The organism is Pseudomonas kribbensis (genome assembly GCF_003352185.1).
GTDB lineage: Bacteria > Pseudomonadota > Gammaproteobacteria > Pseudomonadales > Pseudomonadaceae > Aquipseudomonas > Aquipseudomonas kribbensis.
On the sequence record NZ_CP029608.1, the window covers coordinates 1,260,162 to 1,283,177 of the forward strand.

Annotated in this window: 22 protein-coding genes; 14 read left to right on the plus strand and 8 right to left on the minus strand. The window is 60.2% G+C overall.

Annotation, left to right across the window (positions count from 1 at the left end; translation table 11 throughout):
* Nucleotides 1–13 precede the first annotated feature (13 nt).
* From DLD99_RS05700 to DLD99_RS05715, 4 genes are read left to right on the plus strand one after another with little or no spacing between them, the layout of a single operon-like run.
* The gene (locus tag DLD99_RS05700) at nt 14–568 is read left to right on the plus strand and encodes a hypothetical protein (RefSeq protein ID WP_114881549.1); all 555 of its coding nucleotides are present in this window, start codon (nt 14–16) and stop codon (nt 566–568) included.
* A 33-nt stretch (nt 569–601) separates the two neighbouring features.
* The gene (locus DLD99_RS05705; RefSeq protein ID WP_085712808.1) at nt 602–1,879 is read left to right on the plus strand and encodes a flavohemoglobin expression-modulating QEGLA motif protein; all 1,278 of its coding nucleotides are present in this window, start codon (nt 602–604) and stop codon (nt 1,877–1,879) included.
* A gap of 58 nt (nt 1,880–1,937) precedes the next feature.
* A complete protein-coding gene (locus tag DLD99_RS05710) occupies nt 1,938–2,843 on the plus strand; it encodes an alpha/beta hydrolase (RefSeq protein WP_114881550.1) in 906 nt (301 codons plus the stop codon).
* Nucleotides 2,840–3,169 (plus strand): PA3694 family proteiin, encoded by a 330-nt coding sequence (locus DLD99_RS05715; protein ID WP_114881551.1) that lies wholly within the window; start codon nt 2,840–2,842, stop codon nt 3,167–3,169. The genes DLD99_RS05710 and DLD99_RS05715 overlap by 4 nt, the downstream gene beginning before the upstream one ends.
* 65 nt (nt 3,170–3,234) lie before the next feature.
* Here DLD99_RS05715 and DLD99_RS05720 read toward each other — a convergent pair whose 3' ends face one another.
* The 4 genes from DLD99_RS05720 to DLD99_RS05735 all read right to left on the minus strand — a co-directional run bounded on the left by DLD99_RS05720 (nt 3,235) and on the right by DLD99_RS05735 (nt 6,776).
* Nucleotides 3,235–4,665: a zinc metalloprotease gene (locus DLD99_RS05720; protein ID WP_114881552.1), complete on the minus strand. Its 1,431-nt coding sequence runs from the start codon at nt 4,663–4,665 to the stop codon at nt 3,235–3,237.
* Between the two features lie 151 nt (nt 4,666–4,816).
* On the minus strand, nt 4,817–5,605 hold the full coding sequence (gene lptF / locus DLD99_RS05725) for a lipotoxin F family OmpA-related lipoprotein LptF (protein WP_114881553.1): 789 nt from the start codon (nt 5,603–5,605) through the stop codon (nt 4,817–4,819).
* A gap of 55 nt (nt 5,606–5,660) precedes the next feature.
* Nucleotides 5,661–6,065, minus strand: a complete 405-nt coding sequence (locus DLD99_RS05730; protein ID WP_085697302.1) for a DUF4398 domain-containing protein — start codon at nt 6,063–6,065, stop codon at nt 5,661–5,663.
* 366 nt (nt 6,066–6,431) lie between these two features.
* Nucleotides 6,432–6,776, minus strand: a complete 345-nt coding sequence (locus tag DLD99_RS05735) for a pilin assembly protein (RefSeq protein ID WP_085729780.1) — start codon at nt 6,774–6,776, stop codon at nt 6,432–6,434.
* Nucleotides 6,777–6,990: 214 nt separating this feature from the next.
* On the opposite strand from DLD99_RS05735, the gene ppc reads away from it, so the two are divergent.
* The 6 genes from ppc to DLD99_RS05765 all read left to right on the plus strand — a co-directional run bounded on the left by ppc (nt 6,991) and on the right by DLD99_RS05765 (nt 13,546).
* Nucleotides 6,991–9,621 (plus strand): phosphoenolpyruvate carboxylase, encoded by a 2,631-nt coding sequence (gene ppc / locus DLD99_RS05740; protein WP_114886597.1) that lies wholly within the window; start codon nt 6,991–6,993, stop codon nt 9,619–9,621.
* A 300-nt stretch (nt 9,622–9,921) separates the two neighbouring features.
* Nucleotides 9,922–10,569, plus strand: coding sequence for an adenylate kinase (adk, locus tag DLD99_RS05745; protein ID WP_085712812.1), 648 nt, complete (start codon nt 9,922–9,924; stop codon nt 10,567–10,569).
* A gap of 93 nt (nt 10,570–10,662) precedes the next feature.
* Nucleotides 10,663–11,337: a tRNA (adenosine(37)-N6)-threonylcarbamoyltransferase complex dimerization subunit type 1 TsaB gene (tsaB, locus tag DLD99_RS05750; RefSeq protein WP_114881554.1), complete on the plus strand. Its 675-nt coding sequence runs from the start codon at nt 10,663–10,665 to the stop codon at nt 11,335–11,337.
* Between the two features lie 173 nt (nt 11,338–11,510).
* Nucleotides 11,511–11,819 (plus strand): hypothetical protein, encoded by a 309-nt coding sequence (locus DLD99_RS05755; RefSeq protein WP_085712814.1) that lies wholly within the window; start codon nt 11,511–11,513, stop codon nt 11,817–11,819.
* A complete protein-coding gene (locus DLD99_RS05760) occupies nt 11,819–12,679 on the plus strand; it encodes a DUF72 domain-containing protein (RefSeq protein WP_085712815.1) in 861 nt (286 codons plus the stop codon). Before DLD99_RS05755 ends, DLD99_RS05760 begins: the two co-directional genes overlap by 1 nt.
* A 30-nt stretch (nt 12,680–12,709) precedes the next feature.
* On the plus strand, nt 12,710–13,546 hold the full coding sequence (locus DLD99_RS05765) for an isocitrate lyase/PEP mutase family protein (RefSeq protein ID WP_114881555.1): 837 nt from the start codon (nt 12,710–12,712) through the stop codon (nt 13,544–13,546).
* Between the two features lie 12 nt (nt 13,547–13,558).
* Here DLD99_RS05765 and DLD99_RS05770 read toward each other — a convergent pair whose 3' ends face one another.
* Nucleotides 13,559–14,173, minus strand: coding sequence for an energy transducer TonB (locus tag DLD99_RS05770; protein WP_114881556.1), 615 nt, complete (start codon nt 14,171–14,173; stop codon nt 13,559–13,561).
* A 93-nt stretch (nt 14,174–14,266) separates the two neighbouring features.
* Between DLD99_RS05770 and DLD99_RS05775 the strand changes: the two genes are divergently transcribed.
* On the plus strand, nt 14,267–15,049 hold the full coding sequence (locus DLD99_RS05775; protein ID WP_114881557.1) for a class I SAM-dependent methyltransferase: 783 nt from the start codon (nt 14,267–14,269) through the stop codon (nt 15,047–15,049).
* Between the two features lie 45 nt (nt 15,050–15,094).
* Here DLD99_RS05775 and DLD99_RS05780 read toward each other — a convergent pair whose 3' ends face one another.
* Entirely contained in the window at nt 15,095–15,730 is a 636-nt protein-coding gene (locus DLD99_RS05780; protein WP_114881558.1) for a TetR/AcrR family transcriptional regulator, read from the minus strand.
* Nucleotides 15,731–15,824: 94 nt separating this feature from the next.
* On the opposite strand from DLD99_RS05780, the gene DLD99_RS05785 reads away from it, so the two are divergent.
* The 3 genes from DLD99_RS05785 (at nt 15,825) to DLD99_RS05795 (ending at nt 21,872) form a co-directional block, all read left to right on the plus strand.
* Nucleotides 15,825–16,925, plus strand: coding sequence for an efflux RND transporter periplasmic adaptor subunit (locus tag DLD99_RS05785; protein ID WP_114881559.1), 1,101 nt, complete (start codon nt 15,825–15,827; stop codon nt 16,923–16,925).
* A gap of 6 nt (nt 16,926–16,931) precedes the next feature.
* Entirely contained in the window at nt 16,932–20,000 is a 3,069-nt protein-coding gene (locus DLD99_RS05790) for an efflux RND transporter permease subunit (protein WP_114881560.1), read from the plus strand.
* 480 nt (nt 20,001–20,480) lie between these two features.
* Nucleotides 20,481–21,872: a Fic family protein gene (locus tag DLD99_RS05795; RefSeq protein ID WP_114881561.1), complete on the plus strand. Its 1,392-nt coding sequence runs from the start codon at nt 20,481–20,483 to the stop codon at nt 21,870–21,872.
* Here the strand turns inward: DLD99_RS05795 and DLD99_RS05800 are convergent.
* Complete coding sequence (locus DLD99_RS05800; protein WP_085712823.1) at nt 21,869–22,558, minus strand: DUF4197 domain-containing protein; 690 nt, start codon at nt 22,556–22,558, stop codon at nt 21,869–21,871. The genes DLD99_RS05795 and DLD99_RS05800 overlap by 4 nt on opposite strands.
* Nucleotides 22,559–22,583: 25 nt before the next feature.
* Nucleotides 22,584–22,982: a YbaY family lipoprotein gene (locus DLD99_RS05805; RefSeq protein ID WP_085697316.1), complete on the minus strand. Its 399-nt coding sequence runs from the start codon at nt 22,980–22,982 to the stop codon at nt 22,584–22,586.
* Nucleotides 22,983–23,016 lie beyond the last annotated feature (34 nt).

Below are 23,016 nucleotides of genomic sequence, written 5' to 3' on the forward strand. Positions count from 1 at the left end.
TAGGGAGTGTTGAATGAAAGCCTGGCGTGGCGCGTTGATCGCGCTGTCGTTCCTGCTGCTCAGCGGTTGTCTGGTGACCTTCAAGGATCCGCTGCCTGCCCGTGAGCCGGCGCCCAAGGGCCTGCTCGGCGAATGGGCAAGCACCAATGCCTGGGGCGAGCCGATGAACCTGGAACTCACGCGCCTGGGCAATGACCGCTATCAGGCGGTCACCTGGTTCAAGGCCCGTCCCCATGAGCGGGAAGCTTATCCGTTCACCGTGTCGCGTCATGGCAACCGCTGGTATCTGTCGGCGAAGGTGCCGGCGCAGTATGGCGGGCACTTCACCATCGCCGGTTTCGAGATTACCGATAAGCACGAACTGGTGATCTACAACCTCGATCTCGAACAGATCAACCAGGCCATCGCGCAGAAAAGCCTCGACGGCCAGGGCTTCCAGACCGATGACGGTCAGGGTGTGCAGGTCGACAGTCCGCTGGAAAAGGTCTTTGCTTACCTCGACGACCCGGCCAACTCAGACGTTTTCGTCGAAGCGGCGCGCTACCAGCATCAGGCCAAGGCCAAATAATCCAGTACGTCATGTTTTCTACAGGAGTTTCGGGTGGACGATTACCAGCAGACGATACGCACGCTGTCTGATCGCATTGTGCTGGCGCAGACGCCGATTCGCGTCCTTGACGCAGTCAAGTGGGACGAGAACATCCGCAAGGGGTTCCTCAAGGCCAAGGGCAAGGAATTGCCGGCGGTGGATCGCGACTACTACCTCAACCGGCCGCTGTCCTTCGATTCGAGCAAGGTCAAGCTGGAATTCCAGAACATCGAGCGCGACATCACCCGCCAGCTCGGCCAGTTCAACCCGGTCGGCCAGATCATGCGCCGCATGTGCAAGGAATACCGGATGGTGGTGCGCATGCTCGAGGCGCGCGGCACCGAGGATTTCGGCCTGATTTCTCAGGAACTGTATGGCGCTGCGTCCGATGCGTTCCACGCCGGTGACCCGACCCTGGCCGACCTCGGTTTGATGATGTCGGACTACCTGAACAACATCGACGGCCGAGGCGACCTGAAGGACGAACCGAAAATCCTTACCGCCAAGGACGCTGTGCACTTGCTGCAAACCCGCCTGAACAAAGTGTTCGGCGAGGCCGAGGAAACCATCCGCGTGTTCGAGTCCGACGGCATCGTCGCCGACGCGGCGGCGGGCGCCGATTACATCAAGATCCGCACCGACGCGATGTTCAACGACCGCGACGTGCGCGCGCTGGAAGTCCACGAAGGCCTGGTGCACGTCGGCACCACGCTCAACGGTCTGAACCAGCCGATCTGCACCTTTCTGTCCAAGGGGCCGCCCTCGTCGACGGTGACTCAGGAAGGTCTGGCGATTCTGATGGAAATCATCACCTTCGCCTCCTACCCGAGCCGCCTGCGCAAACTGACCAACCGCACCCGCGCCATTCACATGGTGGAGGAGGGCGCGGACTTCCTGCAGATTTTCGAGTTCTTCCGCGAGCAGGGCTTTGAAATGGCGGAAAGCTACGGCAACGCCAGTCGGGTTTTCCGTGGATCGACGCCGACCGGTCTGCCATTCACCAAAGACTTGTCCTACCTCAAGGGCTTCATCATGGTTTACAACTACATTCAGTTGGCCGTGCGCAAGGGCAAGCTCGAGCAGGTTCCGCTGTTGTTCTGCGGCAAGACCACCCTGGAGGACATGCGAACCCTGCGGCAACTGGTGGATGAAGGCCTGGTGGTGCCGCCGAAGTACCTGCCGGACCAGTTCCGTGACATGAACGCGTTGTCGGCGTGGATGTGCTTCTCCAACTTCCTCAATCACTTGAGCCTGGACCGGATCGAGGCCGATTACTCCAACATCCTGTAGGCCCATTGATCATTCCCGCGCTGAGCGCGGGAATCCGAACCTTGCGAGGTTTCACCGGATGAGAATCCTCGGCATCCTCTGCCTGCTCCTGACCCTCGGTGGTTGCAGCTCTTTGCTGTTCTACCCCGAGCCGGGCCAGATATTCACCCCGGAAAAGGCCAAACTTGAATACCGCACCGTCACCCTGACCACCGCCGATGGCCTCAAGTTGAACGCCTGGTGGCTGCCGGCGAAACCCGGTGTCGAGGTCAAGGGCACGGTGCTGCACCTGCACGGCAACGGCGGCAATCTGCCGATGCACCTGGGCGGCAGCTGGTGGTTGCCGAAAAACGGCTATCAGGTGCTGCTGGTGGACTATCGCGGTTACGGACTGTCCGAAGGCAAGCCGAGCCTGCCGGCGATCTATCAGGACATCGACGCCGCATTTGCCTGGCTGGACAAGGCGCCGGAAGTCAAAGGCAAACCGCTGATCCTGCTCGGTCAAAGTCTCGGTGGTTCGATGGCGGTACATTGGCTGGTGCAACATCCGGAAAGACAAAAACAGCTCAAGGCTTTTGTGCTCGACGGGGTTCCGGCCAGTTACCGTAGCGTTGGCCAATATGCTCTCAGCACCTCGTGGATGACCTGGCCATTCCAGGTGCCGCTGTCGTGGCTGGTGCCGGACAGCGACAGTGCGATCAACTCGATGCCGCAGCTCAAAGGCGTACCGAAACTGATCTTCCACAGCATCGATGATCCGCTGGTGCCTCTTTCTAATGGCATCCGCCTGTATCAAGCTGCGCCGCCGCCCCGGGTCCTGCAACTGACTCGCGGCGGCCATGTGCAGACCTTCGGTGATCCGGTGTGGCGTCAGGTCATGCTGCGTTACCTCGACGATCCCGAGCATTTCAACGGCCTGCGCCGCCTCGGCGAAGTCCCGAATTACCCGCAACCTCCGAATTCTGAAAACGAGAGTCCGCAATGAGTGAAGAACGCAACGCCATCCCGCTGATCATCACCGGTATCTGCAGCATCCTCGGCACCGTCGGCGCCCTGTGGTACTACGGCTACCTGCACTTCGCCAAACCCGAGGATGCGTTGCTGCTCAACGAGTTCACCATGCTCAAGACCATTCCCGGCGAAGACTACAAGGTCTCCCTGGACCCGGCGCCGCAAGTGGCGCAATGCATCGATGGCGTACTGGTGCTGTTCGACACCGAACAGAAAGGCCTGACCGGGGTGCTGATCAACGCACAGAAAAAGGCTGTGCGCTGCATGGGGCAGGAGACGCCGCAGAAGCTCGAGCAATAACTCCAATACTTTCGGAGCTTTCCCCAATTTCATATATGAAATTGGGGAGTCACTGGTTTCGCATTTCAGGGAGAAACACCAAAGTTTCGGAAAGTAGCCAGCGAAGCTCTATTTCCAATAGTTTGCCAAACCTGACCGTTGTAGTTGGCTGCCGGTAAAGTCGGCAGTGGTGCTTTCCAACTGCCGGTGGCGTCAGCAGTCACCTTTACATCTTTCCAGTTATTTCCCCCCGCCAGTCGGTAAGAAACATTGATCAGGGCGCCAGGACGACTGATCCCTGAAAACACAATCGGATTTTGAACTGCTGGAGCTTGTGGTACAGGTGCTTGTATGACGGGCGGAAGTAATGGCAGGGTTTTGCATAGATTCGCTGTATTCTCGATAACAGCAACGGCAACGGTCACTCCAGTACCGGACGCACTACATACTTCAATAGTAATGCCTGCCTGGCTATCCTTGAGAGTCTTACCGGGCAAAAGGGCCGGGTCAGCCGTCGTCGTCGTCTCCGGTGTGCCATCGAGTTGAACGTTGCTGACTATCCTGTCCATGGTGGTGTATCTCACCCAGATACCGTTGGTTGGGTTATCCGCCGTGAAGTTGTCGTAAGGAGGGCTGAATTTGCGGTACTCAAGCGAAATTTGCTGCGCGCCGCTGCTGTTTTTGCGGTTGATCAAATATAGCTGGGGGCCATCTGTTCCCAGCGGCACAAGGCGATAGAGGCCAGATTCACTGATCACACTCGCCTGTGAGGCATCCAGCCAGCCGGAGTACCATCGATAGTTTGCGGGGTAGAGTGAAGAAATATCATATGGCCTCTGGATGGGATTGCCCCAGTCTCCTGCGTAGCTTGTTTCACAGGTGTCAGGTGCGAATACGACATTTCCCGAAAGCGAGCAATTGACATAACTCCAGAGATGATTGCCAAATGATATTTCATGGCTATAGCCCAGGTTGTGCCCGAACTCATGGGCCCAAATGTAGTTTGTTCTATAGCGAAAAACACCGTCGCGGACAACGATTTGATTCCCGGGCATATTGCCTTGAGCGCCACCTATACCGTTATCGTGGACAACCCAAAAGTAATCGTACTTGCTCGGATCATATCCCTGCGCCAAGGCCGCTGTTTTTGCCTCCGCTATTTCCCCATAAAAGCCCGAGGTGGGTGCCGGTGTCGAGAAGTTGGCTTGAATCGTCGTTCCTTTGAGGATGAGCTTGCCCATAGAGGCCGTCTGCAAGTAATGATTAAGTGACCCGGGCTGTTGTGCGAAAGTGCCGGCATTTAGTGCAGACATATCAATTACATGATCGCCAGCCCAGCGGGCAGCAACGAGCAATACGGTTTTTTCCCCCGTTACGGGTCGCTGGTTAACTCCCGCCCTAGGAAGTGGAATATCGGTGGGAATGGCATCGCTCATCAGTTCAGCGGGAGGACTTTGAACGCAAGCGGTAAGCGCAATGACCAAAAAAATTGTTAGTAAAACTCCAAATCGTTTCATGGGTTCCTATTCCGCGTAGTCAAAAGTTGGCCGAAACAACTTGGCTCACATCAGGAACCCTGCCTACTGTCAGAAATGACAGTCGCGATAAACGGTTAAAAAAACGCCCCACGTGATTGAATCAAGTGGGGCGTTAGTAGTTGCGAAAAATCTAATTGGCACTCACCGCCGAACGTGGCATCACCGGCTGGTTGTCGTTGGAAATGGTCACTTCCACCCGACGGTTCATCGCACGGCCCGAGACGCTGCCGTTATCCGCGACCGGGTATTCCTTGCCGTAGCCCTGCACCACGATGCGCGACGGATCGACGCCCATCTTGATCAGCGCAACCTGCACCGAGGTCGCACGACGCTCGGACAGCGACTGGTTGTACGAAGCGGCGCCGGTGCTGTCGGTGTAGCCCTCGACGATCACTTTGCGGTCAGGGTTTTCCTGGAGGAATTGTGCCAGTTTGTTGATGTTCACCAGACCGCTGGATTTCAGGTCGGCCTTGTTGGTGGCGAACAGCACGTCACCGAAGGTCACCAGCGTACCGCGATCGGTCTGCTTGGCGTTGAGGCTGTCCTGCAGCTGTTTGATCTGTTGATCGCGGGCATCCAGACGGGCCTGGGCACGTTGGGCAGCGGCGTTCTTCAGGTTGTTTTCAGCGGTGCGCAGGGCGATGGTCTGCTTGGCCACTTCCACGCGCTGGTTGGTCAGGTAGGCCAACTGGTCGACCTTGGATGCGTTTTCCTTGTCCAGATAGGCCTTGTCAGCCTTGTCCAGGTAATCGCTGGCGTCCTTGGTTTCCAGTGCCGCCACTTTGCTCGCCTGCGGGTTGGCCTGCAGGCCGGCATAGTTGGTGCGCGCCTGTTCCAGGTTCGGGTTCGGTGGCGTCGAGCAGGCAGCCAGGGCAACGCTTGCGGCCAGGAGAGCGGGGATCATCAGTTGTTTACGCATAATCGTTCGTCCTTTCTATCGATAAGAGATTCAGCCTTGTGGTCGGGATGCGCGCTTATTGCACGGTGCGCTGACTTTCCTGACGCAGTTCCTGAACACCTTTCTGGGAATCCTTCACAGCCTGTTCGGCTTTCATCGCCTGAGCCTTGCGTTCGGCAACGCGGGCGTCCCACTCGGCTTGCTCGGCGAGCGTGCGGGCCTCGTCATACTTCTTGTCGTGCATGGCGATTTCGGCTTGTTTGAGCTTGTCCTGCGCCTGCTTCATTTCCACGGCGGCGAACTCGGTACCGCCGGCGCTGACCGCGCTGTTGACGGCCGATTGAGTCACCGCGTATTGCTCGGTCGGTGGATTGCCGGCACAACCGGCCAGCACGAAGCTGGTGCCGATGGCCAGGGCGGCCAGTTTCAGACCGCGCAGGTGGGAGAACGAGGTTTGGGTCTTCATGGTCTTCAACTCCATTGGTTAACTCCTTGGAAGCTTCGAAATCCATCCTGGTAGCGGAGCCGCAACCGTCATGTGCAAGTGCGTTTTGAAACGCTCGTTCCAGGCGTGGTTACCTGTTCCGACCGAAGGCTTTTTTTAAAAGTTCAGAAAAGATGGCTCATCGCCAAAAAATATTCTGACCGAATGGACAGGGCTCTAAACCGGGAACTTTGGCGGGGGAGAGTGGTACGCGCGGGCGAAAAAAGGCGCAAAAGCGGAGGGGGAACAAAGTCCCTGTGGGAGCTGGCTTACCAGCGATGAGGTCATTCAATTCAACCCATTTGCGGCTGAATTGACGTCATCGAGGGCAAGCCATTTCCCACAGTTTTGAAGTATCAGGGATCAGTGTTTTTGTTTGCCGGCAGCCGTCGACAGGTCCTGCAGATGCCGACGCGACAACGCGAGAAAACGCGGCGTAGGACCGACGTCTTCATACAGCGGATCACCTTCTTCATCGGTGGCAACCACGGTCGAGCCTTTCACATACGGCAGGCTCGCCTCGAACTCTTCAAGCGCCGCGCCGATCAGTTCGCCGAGCAATTCTTCGGCATGCCGTTTGGGGTACATCTCGGCAATCGCCGCAAGGCGTGCGGCGGCTTCCACATCCAGATGAATCGTGTAGCCGGTATCGGTCAGGCGACCCTTGGCGGTTTCTTCCCAATGCTGGGCGAGTTCACGGATTTTCATGATGACCTCATGTCGTACCTGCTCGTGGCAGGTCTGGGTGAGTGTCCGCCGTCAGGCGGCGGCAAGCCGTTGTGGGGCTTACTGTTGAGACTAGCTTCAGGGCGCAAGGTTTAAAGTCCCTTCGTCGTCTGCTTGTAAGAAGCGTTGCAGAGCGGCACTCTCTGTTCATCCACTCACTTGCGATCCGTCACCGATTACTGCTGGAGAGATGCTGATGACCGATATTGATGCACGCTTGCGCGAAGACGTTCACCTGCTCGGTGAGCTGTTGGGCAATACCATCCGTGACCAGTACGGCGAGGCGTTTCTCGACAAGATCGAGCAGATCCGCAAGGGCGCCAAGGCTGACCGGCGCGGTTCGATGGACGCCGAACTCAGCGCCAGCCTCAATCAGCTGAGCGAAGACGAATTGCTCCCGGTGGCGCGGGCGTTCAACCAGTTTCTCAACCTGGCGAACATCGCCGAGCAGTACCAGCTCATTCATCGCCGCGAAGAGTCGCAGGCCGCGCCGTTCGAATCCCGCGTGCTGCCGGAATTGCTCGCCCGACTGCGCGAGGAAGGGCACAGCGCCGACTCCCTTGCCCGGCAGTTATCGCGACTGGAAATCGAACTGGTGCTGACCGCGCACCCGACCGAAGTGGCCCGGCGCACGCTGATCCAGAAGTACGACGCGATTGCCGCGCAACTGGCCGCTCAGGATCACCGCGACCTGACCAGCGCCGAGCGCGAGCAGATCCACAACACCCTGCAACGCTTGATCGCCGAAGCCTGGCACACCGAAGAAATTCGCCGCACCCGACCAACCCCGGTGGACGAAGCCAAGTGGGGTTTTGCGGTGATCGAGCATTCGCTGTGGCAGGCGATTCCCAACCATATGCGCAAGGCCGATCAGGCGTTGTTCGCCGCCACTGGCCTGCGATTGCCGCTGGAAGCCGCGCCGATCCGCTTCGCTTCGTGGATGGGCGGCGACCGCGACGGCAACCCGAACGTGACCGCTGCCGTGACCCGCGAAGTGCTGTTGCTGGCGCGCTGGATGGCGGCGGATCTTTACCTGCGTGATGTCGATCACCTGGCCGCCGAACTGTCGATGCAGCAAGCCAGCGACGCGCTCAAGGCCAAGGCCGGCGACAGCGCCGAACCCTATCGCGCGGTGCTCAAGCAATTGCGCGAACGCCTGCGCGCCACGCGCAACTGGGCCCATGCCTCCTTGACTGCGACGACCCCGGCCCCGGCCGATGTGCTGCACAACAATCGCGAGCTGCTTGATCCGCTGGAGCTGTGCTACCACTCGCTGCACGAGTGCGGCATGGGCGTGATCGCCGACGGACCGTTGCTCGATTGCCTGCGTCGTGCCGTGACCTTCGGCCTGTTCCTGGTGCGCCTCGATGTGCGTCAGGACTCGTCGCGACACACCGCCGCCATGACCGAAATCACCGATTACCTCGGCCTCGGTCGCTATGAAGACTGGGATGAAGAACAGCGCATCAGCTTCCTGACCCGCGAACTGCAAAATCGTCGGCCGCTGCTGCCGGCGCATTTCAAACCCTCGGCGGACACTGCCGAAGTGCTCGCCACCTGCAAGGAAATCGCCGCCGCGCCGGGGGCTTCGCTGGGTTCCTATGTGATCTCCATGGCCGGTGCCGCCTCGGATGTGCTCGCGGTGCAACTGCTGCTGAAGGATTCTGGTGTGCTGCGGCCGATGCGCGTAGTGCCGTTGTTCGAAACCCTGGCCGACCTCGACAACGCCGGCCCGGTGATCGAGCGTCTGTTGCTGTTGCCGGGTTATCGCGCACGTCTGCAAGGCCCGCAGGAAGTGATGATCGGTTATTCCGACTCGGCCAAGGACGCCGGCACCACGGCGGCGGCCTGGGCGCAATACCGGGCTCAGGAGCGGCTGGTGGAAATCTGCCGCGAGCAGCAAGTCGAACTGCTGCTGTTCCATGGTCGCGGCGGCACCGTGGGCCGTGGCGGCGGCCCGGCTCACGCGGCGATTCTGTCGCAGCCGCCGGGTTCGGTGGCTGGACGCTTCCGCACCACCGAGCAGGGGGAAATGATTCGATTCAAATTCGGCCTGCCGGACATCGCCGAGCAAAACCTCAATCTCTATCTGGCTGCGGTACTCGAAGCGACCCTGCTACCACCGCCGCCACCGACGCCGGAGTGGCGGCATCTGATGGACGAATTGGCCGCCGACGGTGTGGCTGCTTACCGCGCCGTGGTGCGGGAAAATCCGCAGTTCGTCGAGTATTTCCGCCAGTCGACGCCGGAGCAGGAATTGGGGCGTTTGCCATTGGGCAGCCGTCCGGCCAAGCGTCGCGCCGGTGGCATCGAAAGTCTGCGGGCGATTCCGTGGATCTTTGGCTGGACCCAGACGCGTTTGATGCTGCCAGCGTGGCTCGGTTGGGAAACCGCATTGAGCAAGGCGCTGGAGCGCGGCGAAGGCGAGCTGCTGGGGCAGATGCGCGAGCAGTGGCCGTTTTTCCGCACCCGTATCGACATGCTGGAAATGGTCCTGGCCAAGGCCGACGCCGACATTGCGCTGTCCTACGACGAGCGACTGGTTGAGTCGGACTTGTTACCTTTGGGTGTGCACTTACGCGACCTATTGTCGCAGGCATGTTCCGTGGTCCTCGGCCTGACCGGTCAGTCGCAACTGCTGGCACATAGCCCGGACACCCTGGAATTCATCCGCCTGCGCAACACTTATCTCGACCCGCTGCATCTATTGCAGGCCGAACTGCTGGCGCGTTCGCGACAGCCGAACGTCGAGCAGGACAGCCCGGTAGAACAGGCGTTGCTGGTGTCTGTGGCGGGGATTGCCGCCGGTTTGCGAAATACCGGCTAAGGTTTTCTGCGTGGGGCGGGGCACCCGGGGCAAACGTCGGGTGCCGTTTATCGAGCGTGGGAAAAATGCGGGCAAGCGACAGTTAATGATGGGGTTGCGACTTGGGGAACCGCGTCGCAAGGTCGCGGCAGGCGCCGGTTTCTCCGACTTTTGGCGTCTTGTGTGGGCGCAGCCTGCTGTGTATCTTGGTCAGCCTCTGGCCGTTTGGGCGGTCACGACCCTATTTCCAGGATTTCGCCCCATGAGGCGAATCCGTTGTTTTGCAAAAGCTTTTTATAAAAAAATTGAGGAGCACATCTAATGCGCGTCATTCTGCTGGGAGCTCCCGGGGCCGGTAAAGGTACTCAGGCTAAGTTCATCACCGAGAAATTCGGCATTCCGCAAATCTCCACCGGCGACATGCTGCGTGCTGCGGTCAAGGCCGGCACCGAACTGGGCATCAAGGCCAAGAGCATCATGGATGCCGGCGGCCTGGTGTCGGATGACCTGATCATCGCACTGGTAAAAGACCGCATCGCTCAGGCTGACTGCGCCAACGGTTTCCTGTTCGACGGTTTCCCGCGCACCATTCCTCAGGCTGAAGCGCTGGTGACCGCCGGTGTCGAGCTGGATGCCGTGGTTGAAATCGCCGTTGAAGACGAAGAAATTGTTCAGCGTATCGCTGGCCGTCGCGTTCACGAGGCCAGCGGCCGTGTGTACCACATCGTCTACAACCCGCCGAAGATTGCCGGTAAAGACGACATCACCGGTGAAGAGCTGGTGCAGCGCAAGGACGATACCGAAGAAACCGTGCGTCATCGCCTGTCGGTCTACCACTCGCAGACCAAGCCGCTGGTGGACTTCTACCAGAAGCTGTCGGCCGCCAACGGCAAGCCGAAATACAGCCACATCCCGGGTGTCGGTTCGGTTGAAGCGATCACCGCCAAGGTTCTTGAAGCGCTGAGCTGAAAAACCTGATCCGCTGCATCATCCACGGCCCGCTTGCGGGCCGTAGTTGTTTATACTGGCGCACTTTTCCCCACCTGATTTACGGACACATCGATGAGCACCTTGCTGGCCCTGGACACCGCGACTGAAGCTTGCTCCGTTGCCTTGCTGCATGACGGCAAGGTCACGAGCCATTACGAGGTGATCCCGCGCCTGCACGCGCAGAAACTGCTGCCGATGATCCAGCAACTGCTGGCCGACGCCGGCACCACGCTGCAAGCGGTGGACGCGATTGCCTTCGGTCGCGGCCCGGGCGCGTTCACCGGCGTGCGCATCGCCATCGGCGTGGTGCAAGGCCTGGCGTTCGCGCTGGATCGTCCGGTATTGCCGGTGTCGAACCTGGCGGTGCTGGCGCAACGCGCTTATCGCGAACACGGCGTGAGCCAGGTCGCGGCGGCCATCGATGCGCGTATGGATGAGGTGTATTGGGGCTGCTATCGCGAGACGGCCGGGGAGATGCGTCTGGTCGGCACCGAGGCGGTGTTGCCGCCGGAAGTCGCTGCGCTGCCGGACGACGCGTCTGGCGATTGGTTCGGTGCCGGAACCGGTTGGGGCTACGGCGAGCGCATCGCTGTCAACCTGAGCGGTTCCGACGCGGGCATGCTGCCCCACGCCGAAGACCTGCTGACGCTGGCGCGATTCGCCTGGGAACGTGGCGAGTCGATTCCGGCCGACGATGCCCAGCCGGTTTACCTTCGCGATAAAGTCGCCACGCCGAAAGCCCGCTGATGACTTCGACCCTGTGGCATTCGCCGCAGGGTCATGCCAATGCCTGCCAATCGTCCGTTTCCAACCCCGCGCTTTAAACCTTTTGTCTTTTATGTGTTCTAGTTATCACTCGGCGATTTGCTAAGTCGGTCAGGTGCCGCTAAATTGCCATCATCGATACCGAGCATGACTTTATGCGTATAGACGGCGTTTCCACTCATTCCTACCCCATCAAGCGCAAGCCTCGCAAAGGCAATCCGGCGCTGGATGAATCCGTCGAGGATATTGAAGGCGAGCTGGAATTCCCCACCGAAGCGCAACTGGCTGCCCGCGCCGCCAAGGCCTCCGCGCAACGCCTGAGCAATCTGCCCGCCCGCCAACAAGACATGATTTATCACCGTGCGATGAAGAAAAGCGTGGCCATGGCCTTGGCCAGCTACCTGAGCACCGCCGGTTTTGTCGACTGGGACGCAGACGTGCTGGGCCTCGACCTGTACATCTGATGGATCTGCCTTACTACCTCGGTTGCCCGTCCTGGAGTGAAAACGCCTGGCGCGAGTACCTGTATCCGGTAGACGCCAAGACCTCCGATTTCCTCGGTCTGTATTCGCAAGTGTTCAACGCCGTGGAAGGCAACACGACTTTCTACGCCAGCCCGTCGCCGGCCACCGTGCAGCGTTGGGCCGAGGTCATGCCCGAGCACTTTCGCTTTACTGCCAAATTCCCCGGCGACATCAGCCACGGCGGTGACCTGCGCGATCAACTGACCGCCGCCGAAACCTTCATCCAGTTGCTCAGCCCGCTCGGCGAGCGCGTATCGCCACTGTGGCTGCAACTGTCAAAAAGCTTCACTCCGCAACGTTTGCCAGAGCTCGCAGCCTTCATCGATGCGTTTGATCGACCGCTGGCGGTGGAAGTGCGCCATGAGCAGTTCTTCGCCAAAGGCGAGAGTGAACGCCTGCTCAATCGCCTGTTGCTGGATCGCGGGGTGGAGCGCATCTGCCTCGATCCGCGCGCGTTGTTCAGTTGCCTGTCCACCGAGTCTTCGGTGATCCACGCCCAATCGAAAAAGCCCCGCGTGCCAACCCGCCCGGCAGCGTTCACCCAATTTCCGCAGGTACGTTTCATCGGCCATCCCGAGCTTGAGGCCAACGATCCGTTCCTGGTGCCGTGGGTGGCGAAGATTGCCGAGTGGATCGAAGAGGGCCGCACGCCGTACATCTTCCTGCACACCGCCGATAACATCCTGGCGGCCAAACTCGCGCAGCGATTCCATGCACAGCTGATGCAACGTTTGCCTGGCCTGCCATCGCTGCCTGAGCTATACAGAGAACCCGCCGCCGAGCAACTTGGCTTGCTCTAAGGCGGTTTTTTTCTGCCCAGGAGCCTGCCGATGGACGCCCAAGCCCGCAAAGAACAAGTCCGTAAAGCCGAAGCCTTCAAAGCATTGCATGAACGTCCCGGGATTTTCGTGATTCCCAATCCGTGGGATGCCGGTTCCGCGAAGATGCTTGCCAGTCTGGGTTATCAGGCGCTGGCGACTACCAGTGCCGGGTATGCGTTTTCCCAGGGCAAACCCGATGGCGCGCTTGGCCTCGAAGAAACCTTGAACAACGTCCGGGCGATTGCCGCCGCCACGGATTTGCCGGTGGCAGTGGATCTGGAAAATGGTTTTGCCGACGCTCCGGCCGAGTCCGCGCAAAGTCTGCTGCGCGCCGCCGCGGCGGGCGCCGTGGGTGGCTCGATCGAAGATGCCACCGGCCGACCGGACGCGCCGATCTACTGTTTCGAACACGCTGTAGCTCGGATCGAAGCCGCAGTAGCAGCGGTGCGCACATTGGCGATTCCCTTCATCCTGACGGCCCGTGCGGAAAACTACCTGCACGGCAATCCGGACATCAACGACACCATTCGCCGCCTGCAGGCGTTCGCCGAGGCTGGCGCCGACGTACTCTATGCTCCGGGTTTGAGGACGGCTGAAGAAGTGTTGGCGGTGGTGCGAGCGGTGGCGCCGAAACCGGTCAACGTGTTGATGTCCGGTGGCCTGAAACTGACCGTGCAGCAACTGGAAGAAATGGGTGTGAAGCGCATCAGTACCGGCTCGGCGCTGGCGCTGGCGGCGTTTGGCGAGTTCTTCCGGGCTGCGGAAGAAATCCAGCAATCGGGCACGTTCGGCTTCACCTCGCGTTCGATGCCGTACGCGAAGGCCAACCAGTTTTTCAAGGACTGAAGCAGGGCGGAATCAGGCGGCGATACGCAGGTTCTGATTAACGATCGGGCGTACCCAGCCGTTATCGAAGTCCAGGGCTTTCTGCTGTTCGACGATCTCTTCCGGCGGGAACGGCGGGTAAGGCTGCAGCAGATCCAGGTCGAACTCGGCAATCGGCAGGTACAGCGGCTTTTTCTGCGGGGCAGGGCCCGGTTCCGGAATCGGCTGGCCGTTGTTGATTACGACCGGACGAACCCAGCTGCTGTCGAAGTCCTGCTGCTTTTGCTGAGTCTTGATGTCTTCCGGTGGGAACGGTGGGTACGGCTCGGCCAGGTTCATGTCGATTTCGGCAATCGGCAGGAACAGCGGCTCAGGCGGGCGTACCTGGGTTTCCACTACATCGCATTCGCGCTGGTCGATGATGTGGGCGTGCAGTTCGCTGCCGATAGTCGGCTCTTCAGGGCTTTCCAGATCGACCGGTGGGAAAGTGCCACAGGCCGGCACCACATCACTCGATTGTTCGGCCAGTGCCTGGGCAAAGAAATCCTGCCACAGGTGGCTGACGCCGCCCAATGCTTGAGTGTTATGACGGCTGAAATCGCCTGTAGGCGAGATGTAGCCAATCGATGTGGGAAGAATGCCTGACATTTTTTTCGGTCGACGCTCAGCTCTGGCAAAATGCGCGTTGATTGGGTTATCGGCGGTTTTTGCCGATCCTTAACTTTTTTGAGCGTGTTTTCCATGATTGAGCAACCTGCGGCCTGCCGCATCCATGTCGAAGCCCTCGGCCCGACGTTCGAAGCGCAGGCCGAGCAGTGGGCGCAGCGCCTGAATCTGCCGTTGCAGGTGGCCGACGGCGAGTTTGCCTTGCAGGTCGGCGAGCAGGGCTTGCAGCTGCAACAGCTGGGGCCGGATGCGCCGGGGCCGGTGCGGGTCGATTTCGTCGAGGGTGGCGCGGCCCACCGTCGGTTGTACGGCGGTGGCAGCGGACAGATGATCGCCAAGGCGGTCGGTATCGCCCAGGGCGTGCGCCCGCGGGTGCTGGATGCCACAGCGGGGCTCGGGAAAGATGCGTTCGTGCTGGCGAGCCTGGGCTGTGAAATGAGCCTGATCGAGCGTCAGCCGCTGATCGGCGCGTTGCTGGAGGATGGTCTGGCCCGGGCGGCGGAAGATTTCGACGTGGCACCGATCGTGGCGCGGATGACGCTGCTCAAGGGCAACTCCATCGACGTGATGCGCAATTGGGAGGGAGAGCCGCCGCAGGTGATCTATCTGGACCCGATGTTCCCGCACCGTGAGAAAACCGCGCTGGTGAAGAAGGAAATGCGCCTGTTCCGCCCGCTGGTGGGCGATGATCCGGATGCACCGGCCTTGCTGGAAGCGGCGCTGGCGCTGGCCACGCACCGGGTGGTGGTCAAGCGCCCGCGCAAGGCGCCGTGCATCGAAGGGCCGAAGCCGAGCCATGCGCTGGATGGCAAATCCAGCCGCTATGACATCTACCCGAAGAAAGCGCTCAAGCCCTGAGCCGGCTCATAAGAAAATCCCACGCATGGCGTGGGATTTTTGTTTTCAGGGTCGATAGGCGCGCATGAACAATTCGACCACTTCCTGCACATGGCTTTCCGCCGCCTCGCCGGTCAGTGGTTCACCGCAGCCGTACAACAACCGGAAATTCCCCGCGCCCTTGATCAGGCAGAAGAAATGCTCAGCGGCGTTGTGCGGGTTGTCGATGCGCAGCGCGCCAGTCTCATCGATCCGCCGCAGAAGTCGCTCCATGCCTTGCACCATGCGCTGCGGGCCGGCCTCGAAGAAGATCAGCGACAGCTTCGGGTCCTGACTGCCCAGCGCCATGATCAGGCGATGCAGGTTCACCGATTCATCGCTGTTGATCAGGTGGTGAAAGCCTCTGGCAATGTTCAGCAACACATTTTCCACCGCGATGCCGTCCGGCAATTCGAAGAACAGCGGCGGTAATTGCTCCTCGCATTTGGCCACGACAGCGGCGGAAAACAGCGTCTCCTTGTCATTGAAATGGCTGTAGACCGTCAGCTTCGACACGCCAGCCTCGGCGGCCACTGCGTCCATGCTGGTGTTGGCATAGCCGTGACTCAGGAACAGGATTTTCGCCGCTTCGAGAATCGCCTGGCGCTTGGCCGGATCCTTCGGGCGGCCGGGGCCGTTTGGAGCTGAAAGATTGTTCGACATTCTTCGCTTTTAATACTGGACTGGTGAGTTTGCTATTAATAACATACCGGCCAGTATAATTATTCCAAGCCTCCTTAGCGAAAGGTCCTTCACCATGTTCCGCCATGCGTTGTCCTTTGCGGTGCCAGTCACTCTGGCGTTTTTATTGTCGGCATGTGGCAAGGAAGAGGTGACGCCAGTCAGCGTGCGACCGGCCATGGTGGTGCAGCCAGAGCCTTCGGCGCAGGCGATGGAAAGTTATCCGGGCGAGGTTCGCGCCCGCTACGAACCGGATCTGGCGTTCCGCATTGGCGGCAAAGTCAGCCGACGACTGGTCGAGGAAGGCCAGCGCGTGAAAGCTGATCAACCCCTGGCCGAACTCGACCCGCAGGACGTACGCCTGCAACTGGAAGCCACCCGTGCCCAGGTCACCGCCGCCGAAGCCAATCTGAATCTGGTGCGCGCCGAGCGTGATCGCTACAAGACCCTGATGGAACGGCAGATGGTCAGCCGTTCGGCCTACGACAATGCCGAAAACCTCTATCGCTCCGGTGAGGCGCGCCTCAAGCAGATCAAAGCCGAATTCAACGTCTCGACCAACCAGGCCAGTTACGCTGTGTTGCGCGCCCCCCAGGATGGCGTGGTGGCCAAGCGTTCGGTGGAAGTCGGGCAAGTGGTCGCCGCCGGGCAGACCGTATTCACCCTCGCCACCGATGGCGAACGCGAAGTGTCGATCAGCCTGCCGGAGCAAAGCTTCGGCCGGTTCAAGGTTGGCCAGCCTGTGTCCGTGGAGCTGTGGACGCAACCGAACCAGCGCTTCGCCGGGAAAATCCGCGAGTTGTCCCCGGCCGCCGATCCGAAATCCCGAACCTTCGCCGCCCGCATCGCCTTCACCGCCGGCAACGTGCCAGTCGAGCTCGGCCAGAGCGCCCGGGTGTTCGTGCAGACCGCTGACGTGATCCCGCTGTCGGTGCCACTCTCGGCCCTGACCGCCGAAAACGGCGCGACCTACGTCTGGGTCGTCAGCGCCAACAACACCTTGAAGAAAACCCCTGTGCGTGTCGGCCCGTTCGGCGAGAAAACCGTGCCGGTGCTCGAAGGCCTCAACGCCAGCGACTGGGTCGTGGCCGCCGGCGTGCATGTGCTGCTGGAAGGGCAACAGGTGCGTCCCGTGGATCGCTCCAACCGTGTGGTCAATCTGGCGGACAAGGAGTAAGTCCCGATGCGCTTCAACCTTTCCGAATGGGCGCTGCGTAATCGCCAGATCGTACTGTTCCTGATGCTTTTGCTGGCCATCGTCGGCGCCTTGTCCTACACCAAGCTCGGCCAGAGTGAAGACCCGCCGTTCACCTTCAAGGCCATGGTCATCCAGACCCGCTGGCCCGGCGCCACGGCGCAGGAAGTCTCGCGTCAGGTCACCGAGCGCATCGAAAAGAAACTGATGGAAACCGGCGAGTACGAACGCATCGTTTCGTTCTCCCGTCCCGGTGAATCACAGGTCACCTTCATCGCCCGCGACTCGATGCATTCGGTGGAGATTCCGGACCTCTGGTATCAGGTACGCAAGAAGGTCGGCGATATCCGCCAGACCCTGCCACCGGGCATTCAGGGCCCATTCTTCAACGATGAATTCGGCACCACGTTCGGCAATATCTATGCACTGACCGGCGACGGCTTCGACTACGCCGTGCTCAAGGATTACGCCGACCGCATCCAGATCCAGCTGCAACGGGTCAAGGACGTGGGCAAGGTCGACTTGCTCGGGCTGCAGGACGAGAAGATCTGGGTCGAGCTGTCCAACGTCAAACTCGCCACCCTCGGCTTGCCGCTGGCGGCAGTCCAGCAGGCGCTGGAAGAGCAGAACGCGGTATCCACCGCCGGCTTCTTCGAAACCGGCAGTGAGCGATTGCAGCTACGGGTTTCGGGGAATTTTCAGACAGTCGACGAGATCAGAAACTTCCCGATCCGGGTCGGTGATCGTACGTTCCGCATCTCCGATGTCGCTGACGTGCGGCGTGGTTTCAACGATCCGCCAGCGCCGCGCATGCGCTTCATGGGCGAAGACGCGATCGGACTTGCGGTGGCGATGAAGGACGGCGGCGACATTCTGGTGCTGGGCAAGGCCCTGGAAACCGAATTCTCCCGCCTCCAGAAAAACCTCCCGGCCGGCATGCAGCTACGCAAGGTTTCCGATCAGCCGGCGGCGGTGAAAAGCGGTGTCGGCGAGTTCGTCCAGGTGTTGGTCGAAGCGCTGGCCATCGTGTTGCTGGTGAGCTTCTTCTCCCTCGGCGTGCGCACCGGCATGGTGGTGGCGCTGACCATTCCGCTGGTGCTGGCGATGACCTTCGCCTGCATGTATTACCTCGGGATCGGCCTGCACAAGATTTCCCTCGGCGCGCTGGTGCTGGCGCTGGGCTTGCTGGTGGATGACGCGATCATCGCCGTGGAAATGATGGCGATCAAGATGGAGCAGGGCTTTGACCGGATCAAGGCCGCCAGTTACGCCTGGACCAGCACCGCGTTCCCGATGCTCACCGGTACGCTGATCACCGCTGCCGGTTTCCTGCCGATTGCCACGGCGCAGTCCGGCACCGGTGAATACACCCGCTCGATCTTTCAGGTCGTCACCATCGCGTTGCTGGCTTCGTGGGTGGCGGCGGTGATGTTTGTGCCGTACCTCGGGGAAAAACTCCTGCCGGATCTGGCGAAAATTCACGCGGCCAAACACGGCTCGGGGGACGGACATCCGGATCCCTATGCCACACCGTTTTACCAGCGGGTACGACGATTGGTGGAGTGGTGCGTGCGTCGGCGCAAGACAGTGATCGTGCTGACAGTGGGGCTGTTCGTCGCCTCGGTGATGCTGTTCAAGTTCGTCCCGCAGCAGTTCTTCCCGGCCTCCAACCGACTGGAGCTGATGGTTGATCTGAAACTGGCGGAAGGCGCTTCGCTGGCCAACACCACCGCAGAGGTCAAGCGACTGGAAGCGATGCTCAAGGATCATGCCGGCATCGACAATTACGTGGCCTATGTCGGCACCGGCTCGCCGCGTTTCTATCTGCCGCTGGATCAACAACTGCCGGCGGCGAGCTTTGCCCAGTTCGTGGTGTTGGCGAAAACCATCGAGGAACGCGAAGCCCTGCGCACCTGGCTGATCGATACCCTCAACGAACAATTCCCGGCCCTGCGCTCGCGGGTCACGCGACTGGAGAACGGCCCGCCGGTCGGCTATCCGGTGCAGTTCCGCGTCACCGGTGAACACATCGAAGAAGTTCGCGCATTGGCACGCAAGGTCGCGGCCAAGGTGCGTGAGAACCCGCATGTGGTGAACGTGCACCTGGACTGGGAAGAGCCGAGCAAGGTCGTGTACCTGAACATCGATCAGGATCGCGCCCGGGCGCTGGGCGTCAGCACCGCCAATCTGGCGAAATTCCTCCAGAGCTCGCTGACCGGTTCCAGTGTCAGCCAGTATCGCGAAGACAACGAGCTGATCGAAATCCTCCTGCGCGGCACCGTGCATGAGCGCACCGAACTATCGCTGCTGCCGAGTCTGGCGGTGCCTACCGACAACGGTCGCAGCGTTGCGTTGTCGCAGATTGCCACGCTGGAATATGGCTTCGAGGAAGGCATCATCTGGCACCGCAACCGACTGCCGACCGTGACGGTGCGGGCCGATATCTATGGCAAGGAGCAACCGGCAACGCTGGTGAAACAGATCCAGCCGACCCTCGATCCGATCCGTGCCGAATTGCCTGACGGTTATTTGCTGGACGTCGGCGGCACCGTCGAAGACTCCGAGCGCGGGCAGAAGTCGGTGAATGCCGGTGTGCCGATGTTCATTGTCGTCGTGTTGACGTTGCTGATGGTGCAGCTGCGCAGTTTCTCGCGCACGGCGATGGTGTTTCTGACGGCGCCGCTGGGGCTGATCGGGGTGACGCTGTTTCTGCTGGTGTTCCGTCAGCCGTTCGGGTTTGTGGCGATGCTGGGGACGATTGCGCTGTCGGGGATGATCATGCGCAACTCGGTGATTCTGGTGGATCAGATCGAGCAGGATATCGCGGCGGGGCTCAAGCCCTGGCAGGCGATCATCGAGGCAACCGTGCGGCGGTTCCGGCCGATTGTTCTGACTGCTTTGGCGGCGGTGCTGGCGATGATTCCGTTGTCGCGCAGTGTGTTTTTCGGGCCGATGGCGGTGGCGATCATGGGCGGGTTGATTGTGGCGACTGCTTTGACGCTTTTGTTTTTGCCGGCGTTGTATGCGGCTTGGTTCAGGGTTCGTCGGGACGGTTGATTTGCTTTGTTGAGCGTGGCGGCCTTCGGGCCGACCAGGCTCTGGGTGTTCTTTGTGAATATCCGTTCCTTCGGGTGTTGCCGCTGGCGGTTCCGCTCTTACAGCGGCTCACTTTGGCAAACGCCCCAAAGTAAGCAAAGGTCTGGGCCCCGGCGTACGGCCCCTCGCTGGGGCTCGGGGTTCCTTCGTTACGGGATTCATCCGGGGGCATCGCCTCCGGTTTGCTTCGCTGCACCTCCTCTCGATGTGTTCGACTTCGTCGAACGGCGCTTCGCGCCTACCCCCGGATAAATCCCTCCACTCAGCCTGCCGATGGGGCCGGCACGTCAAAAGCTTTACTCGAGCTAACGCTCATCGTGTTTGAGTGGCTATGGGCTGCGGTGTCTCCTACAGCTTTTTCAGAATTCTCTGATATTGAGGCGGTTCGGTCTGGGTGTTGTACTCGGTTCTCTGTTTTTATGAGTGATCGAGAGGTTTTTTGTGAAGAAGCCGCCAGTGTTGAAAGGACGGTCCGATCCGGTGTTCGACTTGTTGGCGCGGGCGCCGCACAAGCAGCATCTGGGGGATTATCTGGCGCTGCTCAAGCCTCTCGATGATCGGGGGCGTTATTTGCCTTTTGAGGATTTGCGCTATCGCTGGGCGTCGGGGCTGGATGCTCGTTTGTGTTGGGCGTTGGTGAAGAGGGCAAGGGCTGCGCAGTACATCAATCTCCTGCCATTGGGTGAGCCGCCACAGTGGGGCAAGTATTTGCTGACACCCTCGGCACGGAAAACCCTTTCGGCCGTCGATCTGCAGACGACTTCCGCTTCGCTGGAGTGCATGACCGGGCAGATTGGCGAACGGTCGCATTTCAGTTATTTGCTCAATGATCTGATCGAAGACGAAGTGATCGCCAGCAGCCAGTTGGAAGGTGCGGCAACGACCACGCGAGTTGCCAAGGACATGCTCAAGTATCAACGGCAGCCGCGCACGCCGGATGAGCGCATGGTCATGGGCAATTACAGGATGATGAATTTCGCCTGGGAAAACCGTTACCAACCCTTGAGCGTCGACTTGATCGCGGCAATGCATCGGGTGGGCGTCGAGGGGATCGATGACGCGCAATACAGTCCCGGTTTTTTCAGGACGAACGATGCCGTGGTGGTACAGGATGGCGAGGGCAACACGGTGCATACACCGCCGCCCGCTGTCGGGCTGGTGATGCGTTTGCAGAGGCTCGTGCGCTGGATCAATCAGCCACTCGGTTCACCTCAAGTAAGGGACTACCTGCACCCGTTGATCAAGGCGATCACGCTGCATTTTTCTCTGGGCTACGAACATCCGTTTCGCGATGGTAACGGACGGGTTGCGAGGGCGTTGTTCTACTGGTTCATGTTCAAGCACGAGTTTTCGGCATTTCGCTACATTGCGATCAGTCCTTTGCTGCGCAATGCGCCGGTGAAGTACGGGCGGTCGTATTTGCATAGCGAGGCCGATGAGCTGGATCTGACGTATTTCATCGAGTTTCAGTGTTCGGTGATTCAGCGTGCAGTCAGTCGCTTCACGGATGTCTACCGCAAAAGCCTGGTGTACACGGAAGACTTTGAGCGCTGGCTGATGGCGTCGGGTTTTTTCGAGCGGCTGACGCCAAGGCAGCGGGCGCTGTATCAGGTGGCCAAGAGCGGAGTGGCGAAGGAGTTTACGGCGAGCAACGTGAGGGAACACTTGGGTTGCTCTTGCAGCACCGCGATGTCGGCCCTGAATGGACTGGTCGAATTGCGGGTCTTCGAGAAAAGGAAAATGGGCAGCGAGTGGGTGTTCTTTTTACGCAGTCCAGCCAGTGTGTTGAAGCACGGGAGCGAGTTTTCTCGCTCCCGTGCAGCGTCGGCCTAGAGGCTGCCGAACACCTTCTTCGCCAGACTCGTCGCCGCAGCGGCCGGGTTCTTGCGGATGGTTTCTTCCTGTTTGCCGATCATCTCGAACAGGCCGTTCAGCGCTTGTTCGGTCACGTAGCTTTCGATGTTGGCGCTCTTCGCGTCGACCACACCCAGCGTCGCAGCCTGGCCGGCGAACGAGTTGTACTTCTGCGCCACGCCGACCTTGTCGGTCGCCTGTTTGACGATCGGCAGGAACTTGGCGCGGATCTGTTCGCGGCTGGACTTGTCCAGGTATTGGGTGGCGGAGTCGTTGCCGCCGCTGAGGATGCCTTTGGCGTCAGCCACGCTCATTTTTTTCACGGCATCGACCAGGATCGGCTGGGCCTGGGTCACGGCGGTTTCCGCGGCCTTGTTCATGGCGGTTTCCAGTTCATCGACCTGGGCGCCCATGCCGAATGCTTTCATCTTGCCGGCGACTTTGCCGAGTTTGCCCGGCAGTTCGATTTTTACGTCCGGGTTGTTGCTGAAACCACCCGGCGTGCCGAGCTGTTTGACGGCCAGTTGCGCCCCCTGGGTCAGGGCATCCTTGAGGCCGCCGGTGGCGTCGCCCTGCGACAGGTCGCTGAGGGACAGGGCCATGGCGCTGGCGGAGATCATCAGGCCCGCGCACAGGCCGGCGAAGCGAAGGGTAGGGCGGAGCATCAAGGCTTCCTTGTTCATAAGAGCGTTAGCGGGCGGCGTCGACGCGGATCTTCAGCGGCTGGGGATCCTTGCCATCAAGCTGCACGGCATGGTTTTCGGTGGTGATGAACATCAGTTCGCCGTTGACTTCGATGCGTGCGCTGACCGAGTAGCGGTGGCCGGGTTTGACCTGGGCCGGATCGTAGCTCAAATGGAACGGCAGCGGCACTTGTCCCTTGATCGGGCCTTTCTGTTCGTCGAGCACGACAGCCGGCGCATCGGCCAGCGAAACGTCCTGCAGGCTCACACTCAAGGTCGCGCTTGGTGGCAGGGCGATGCGTTGCAGGTAGAACACTTCGCCGTCCAGGCTCGCTTTGCCGCTCGGTGTGGTGGACTGGCAGGCGCTCAACAGAGTGGCGGCGGCGAGAAGAGAAAGTTTTTTCATGGGGACCTCAAAAGACTTGGGCGCCAGAAGGGCG

Bases quoted from the DNA above. Each gene is read 5' to 3' on its own strand.
- lptF (WP_114881553.1), bottom strand. From the start codon at position 5,605: ATGCGTAAACAACTGATGATCCCCGCTCTCCTGGCCGCAAGCGTTGCC.
- DLD99_RS05720 (WP_114881552.1), bottom strand. From the start codon at position 4,665: ATGAAACGATTTGGAGTTTTACTAACAATTTTTTTGGTCATTGCGCTT.
- DLD99_RS05755 (WP_085712814.1), top strand. From the start codon at position 11,511: ATGCGTATAGACGGCGTTTCCACTCATTCCTACCCCATCAAGCGCAAG.
- DLD99_RS05765 (WP_114881555.1), top strand. From the start codon at position 12,710: ATGGACGCCCAAGCCCGCAAAGAACAAGTCCGTAAAGCCGAAGCCTTC.
- DLD99_RS05805 (WP_085697316.1), bottom strand. From the start codon at position 22,982: ATGAAAAAACTTTCTCTTCTCGCCGCCGCCACTCTGTTGAGCGCCTGC.
- DLD99_RS05780 (WP_114881558.1), bottom strand. From the start codon at position 15,730: ATGTCGAACAATCTTTCAGCTCCAAACGGCCCCGGCCGCCCGAAGGAT.
- DLD99_RS05775 (WP_114881557.1), top strand. From the start codon at position 14,267: ATGATTGAGCAACCTGCGGCCTGCCGCATCCATGTCGAAGCCCTCGGC.
- DLD99_RS05715 (WP_114881551.1), top strand. From the start codon at position 2,840: ATGAGTGAAGAACGCAACGCCATCCCGCTGATCATCACCGGTATCTGC.
- tsaB (WP_114881554.1), top strand. From the start codon at position 10,663: ATGAGCACCTTGCTGGCCCTGGACACCGCGACTGAAGCTTGCTCCGTT.
- DLD99_RS05700 (WP_114881549.1), top strand. From the start codon at position 14: ATGAAAGCCTGGCGTGGCGCGTTGATCGCGCTGTCGTTCCTGCTGCTC.
- DLD99_RS05710 (WP_114881550.1), top strand. From the start codon at position 1,938: ATGAGAATCCTCGGCATCCTCTGCCTGCTCCTGACCCTCGGTGGTTGC.
- adk (WP_085712812.1), top strand. From the start codon at position 9,922: ATGCGCGTCATTCTGCTGGGAGCTCCCGGGGCCGGTAAAGGTACTCAG.
- DLD99_RS05735 (WP_085729780.1), bottom strand. From the start codon at position 6,776: ATGAAAATCCGTGAACTCGCCCAGCATTGGGAAGAAACCGCCAAGGGT.
- DLD99_RS05785 (WP_114881559.1), top strand. From the start codon at position 15,825: ATGTTCCGCCATGCGTTGTCCTTTGCGGTGCCAGTCACTCTGGCGTTT.
- DLD99_RS05790 (WP_114881560.1), top strand. From the start codon at position 16,932: ATGCGCTTCAACCTTTCCGAATGGGCGCTGCGTAATCGCCAGATCGTA.
- DLD99_RS05760 (WP_085712815.1), top strand. From the start codon at position 11,819: ATGGATCTGCCTTACTACCTCGGTTGCCCGTCCTGGAGTGAAAACGCC.
- DLD99_RS05800 (WP_085712823.1), bottom strand. From the start codon at position 22,558: ATGCTCCGCCCTACCCTTCGCTTCGCCGGCCTGTGCGCGGGCCTGATG.
- DLD99_RS05770 (WP_114881556.1), bottom strand. From the start codon at position 14,173: ATGTCAGGCATTCTTCCCACATCGATTGGCTACATCTCGCCTACAGGC.
- DLD99_RS05730 (WP_085697302.1), bottom strand. From the start codon at position 6,065: ATGGAGTTGAAGACCATGAAGACCCAAACCTCGTTCTCCCACCTGCGC.
- ppc (WP_114886597.1), top strand. From the start codon at position 6,991: ATGACCGATATTGATGCACGCTTGCGCGAAGACGTTCACCTGCTCGGT.